General features: G+C 61.3%; 6 protein-coding genes. 4 read left to right on the top strand and 2 right to left on the bottom strand.

The annotated features are described in order from the left end of the window. The 3 genes from bfr to QZ564_RS19080 all read left to right on the top strand — a co-directional run. Positions 1-463: bacterioferritin (bfr, locus tag QZ564_RS19090; RefSeq protein ID WP_297113539.1), on the top strand; the 463-nt coding region annotated here is incomplete at its 5' end. Between the two features lie 143 nt (positions 464-606). Next, complete coding sequence (locus QZ564_RS19085; RefSeq protein WP_297113537.1) at positions 607-1,020, top strand: VOC family protein; 414 nt, start codon at positions 607-609, stop codon at positions 1,018-1,020. A gap of 22 nt (positions 1,021-1,042) precedes the next feature. Beyond that, positions 1,043-1,267: a 4-oxalocrotonate tautomerase family protein gene (locus tag QZ564_RS19080; protein WP_297113535.1), complete on the top strand. Its 225-nt coding sequence runs from the start codon at positions 1,043-1,045 to the stop codon at positions 1,265-1,267. Positions 1,268-1,280: 13 nt separating this feature from the next. Here QZ564_RS19080 and QZ564_RS19075 read toward each other — a convergent pair whose 3' ends face one another. After that, on the bottom strand, positions 1,281-1,895 hold the full coding sequence (locus tag QZ564_RS19075) for a nucleotidyltransferase family protein (protein ID WP_297113533.1): 615 nt from the start codon (positions 1,893-1,895) through the stop codon (positions 1,281-1,283). A gap of 131 nt (positions 1,896-2,026) precedes the next feature. Between QZ564_RS19075 and QZ564_RS19070 the strand changes: the two genes are divergently transcribed. Then, positions 2,027-2,452: an OsmC family protein gene (locus QZ564_RS19070; protein ID WP_297113531.1), complete on the top strand. Its 426-nt coding sequence runs from the start codon at positions 2,027-2,029 to the stop codon at positions 2,450-2,452. Positions 2,453-2,711: 259 nt separating this feature from the next. On the opposite strand, the gene QZ564_RS19065 is transcribed toward QZ564_RS19070, so the two are convergent. Continuing rightward, a complete protein-coding gene (locus tag QZ564_RS19065) occupies positions 2,712-3,053 on the bottom strand; it encodes a hypothetical protein (RefSeq protein ID WP_297113529.1) in 342 nt (113 codons plus the stop codon). Between the last annotated feature and the right edge of the window lie 215 nt (positions 3,054-3,268).

Genomic DNA, 3,268 nt, shown 5'->3' with positions numbered 1-3,268 from the left:
CGAGCGGCTTAACGAGGCCCTTTTCCTCGAGCTCGGCGCAGTCAACCAGTATTGGGTGCATTACCGCCTCCTGGACGACTGGGGCTATAAGCGCCTGGCGACCAAGGAACGCGCCGAATCCATCGAAGAGATGCACCACGCCGATAAGCTCATCGAGCGCATCATCTTCCTCGAAGGCCATCCCAACCTGCAGCGGGTCGCGCCGCTGCGCATCGGCCAGACCATCAAGGAAGTGCTTGAGGCCGACCTCGCCGGCGAATATGACGCGCGCAAGGCCTACAAGGCCAGCCGCGAACTCTGCGAGGAGCTGGGCGACTATGTCTCCAAGAACCTCTTCGAGGAATTGCTGGCCGATGAGGAAGGCCATATCGACTTCCTCGAAACCCAGCTCGACCTGCTCGACAAGATCGGCGCGGAAAAATACGGCCAGCTCAATTCGGCCCCGGCCGACGAAGCCGAGTAAGTTTGGAGCGCTTCCCGCGAAAGTGGCAACGGTTTTGCGCCTCGGAAAGGCGACAGTCAGAACGATTTTGCTGACATGACATGTCCAGCCGCCCGGGCACGCTCCGGGCGGTTTTGTTTTGCTTATTGGAAAGGTTTCTCCCGATGCAATTTCACACCGGCCGCCTCATCGACCACGTGCACCTGCGCGCCCGAAACGTTGCTGCCACGCGCCATTTCTATGAAAATGCCCTGGCGGTTCTCGGCATCCCCATCACCGCCCGCGGCGAAGGCTGGTTCCAGATCGACGAACTCTTTGTCGACGGCCTCGACGCCCGCGCCACCCCGAGCCATGTGCACCTGGCCTTCCAGGCCAAGGACCGCGAAACGGTCGATGCCTTCTATTCTGCCGCCCTCAAGGCCGGCGGCACCGACAATGGCGCCCCCGGCGAACGCCACTACCACCCCGGCTACTATGCCTGCTTCGTGCTCGACCCCGACGGCAACAATATCGAGGCCGTCTACCACGGCCCGAACACGCGTTCCGCCCCCTCTGTGGTGATCGAGCCGGGCGCCTGATCGACCCAGAAAGGACTATCCAATGCCGATCGTGAGAGTGGAAATCGCCAAGGGCGTCGCCTCGGCCGAGCAGAAGAAAGCCGTCATCCGCCGCATGACCGACGTGCTGGTCGAGGAACTGGGCCGCAACCCCGAATACATTTTCGTCGTCATCGACGAGGTCGACACCGACAATTGGGGCCGCAAGGGCCAGTCGCTGACCGAACTCTGGCAGGAGCGACAAGCCAGGACGGACGGGGAGGCCTAGGCAAGCAACCGCCCTACCCCTCCGGCCACGGTACTATGGTCAGCTCCGGCCAGATCGCCTTGGCCCGCGCCGCCTTGCGCTCATGCGTTTCGCGGTTTGCCAGGGCCGGGTTAGGTGTGACGCGAAAACTGAACATGTCGTCGAGCCCGAACGGCGCGTGGATGGAAATCTGTCCATCATCCTCCAGCCGCGCCGCCACCGCGTGGGTCTTTGTCGCATAATAGAGCATCATATCGGCGCTGCAGGTCAGTCGCGGATAGGACATGCCAAAGCGTTCGGGAAACCACAGATGCACCCGCGCCTGGTTGCGCACCTCCACCCGCAATGGCAGTCGCGCAAAATGCGCCGCCGCCCGCCGGATCACCCGATCCTCTGCCTCATAACCGAGGTCGCTGTCATCAAAATAGACCACATCGGCATCATTGATTCCGTTGAGCGCCGGGCGGCCGGTCAGCACATTCCAGACCGTATTGTAGATGGCGCCCGACCCCAGCAGGGCATCGGGCAGGTCAAGCGCTCGCATCCCGCGCAACAACTCCATCAGGTGCGGCTGCGATCTGATGATGTCGATCAGCGCCTGCCGCTGCAGCTCCGGCTCCAACCCAGCAAGGTGAAGATAATCCGTCATGGCGCAACCATAGTTTGATTCGACCCCGCCCCGCAGAGCGTCGCCAGAGTGGGGAACTTTAGTTTCACCATGGCAACTGCTAGGCTTTGCCGCGTGTTGAAGCCCATGGATACAACCCCGAGGAGAGCACGATGAAGCGCACCGCCACTGCCAATTGGACCGGATCTCTGACCGAAGGCTCGGGCACCCTGGATGCCTTGAGCGGTGCGCTCAAGGCGCTGCCCTATACCTATAAGGGCCGCTTCGTCGATGAAAGCGGCCAATCCGGCACCAACCCTGAAGAGCTGATTGCCGCCGCCCATTCCGGCTGCTTTGCCATGCAGCTCGCTCATTTCCTCGCCGAAAACGGCACCCCTGCGACCAATCTTGAGGTCGAGGCGGCAGTCACCCTCGTCCCCGGCACCGGCATCACCGGCAGCGCCCTCACCCTGACCGGCACCGTGCCGGGCATTGACGAAGCCAAGTTCCAGGAACTGGCCGAGAAGGCCAAGGCCAATTGCCCGGTCTCCAAAGCCCTGGGCGCCATCGATATTACGCTAGAGGCGAAGCTGGGCTAAGGGCGCAAGCCCCCTGCCCCGCTGCAAAGGCCATAGCATCGCCGCCTCAGCGTCTGTCTTGAGGGGATTGCGGCCGGCTGCTCGCAGGCGCAATTCTCGCAATCAAGACATTCAATGCCTGTGCGGCGCCGCCGCCCCACCCACTGCCGTCACCCTCGGCCTTGAGCCGAGGGCTCTGCACTTGATTGGCGGGTATGGGGTGGGCAGGCGACTGTCGGGTTATCGCAAGCTTCACATTTGAAGCGGACATCGGATACCTTCAGTGCGTCAATTTTTTGGTCGCCTGACAATCTTCAACGAATGGCCAGATGGTGCTGTGAAAGCCGTCGCGCGTGGTTTTTTCGTAGGTGATCGAAGCCAAAGACACAAACTGGAACGCTTGAAATTGTGAAAGGCTGACCGACCATTCGGCGCGTCCATCATGGCTTCTAGCGGTGACGGTGCTGCCGGCCTCGGTCCGCTCCATATCAACGTTCCATCCGTTTAAGTGGGTTTTGTCCAATATACATTCCGCAATTGGACCAGGCTCGCCTGCCAGCACTACTGTTTCGTCGCTTGCGGTCGGATTGGCGGCGAGTAAAGCGAAGAAGAACGAGATCAAGCCATTGTCCTCATTTTGCAGACCCAACAATGGCAGCTATTTCGTGCTTCCGCCAACACCTCAAACGACCGCCATGGGGTCGAAACCTGCCGTCCAGAAAAGTAATCCCCGCCCCCTCCATCGCGCCCATAATCCCCTCGTCCTCACCGACAACACGCGGTACCGACGAAGTGCCGGGTGAGGAGGCAGGCCGCACGGTGTCGATCGGGCGGAGG

The organism is uncultured Devosia sp. (assembly GCF_913055165.1).
Lineage (GTDB): Bacteria > Pseudomonadota > Alphaproteobacteria > Rhizobiales > Devosiaceae > Devosia.
Note: the sequence above shows the minus strand (reverse complement) of the source record. Positions and strands in the feature narration are given on the sequence as shown.

Bases quoted from the DNA above. Each gene is read 5' to 3' on its own strand.
- QZ564_RS19070 (WP_297113531.1), top strand. From the start codon at position 2,027: ATGAAGCGCACCGCCACTGCCAATTGGACCGGATCTCTGACCGAAGGC.
- QZ564_RS19075 (WP_297113533.1), bottom strand. From the start codon at position 1,895: ATGACGGATTATCTTCACCTTGCTGGGTTGGAGCCGGAGCTGCAGCGG.
- QZ564_RS19085 (WP_297113537.1), top strand. From the start codon at position 607: ATGCAATTTCACACCGGCCGCCTCATCGACCACGTGCACCTGCGCGCC.
- QZ564_RS19080 (WP_297113535.1), top strand. From the start codon at position 1,043: ATGCCGATCGTGAGAGTGGAAATCGCCAAGGGCGTCGCCTCGGCCGAG.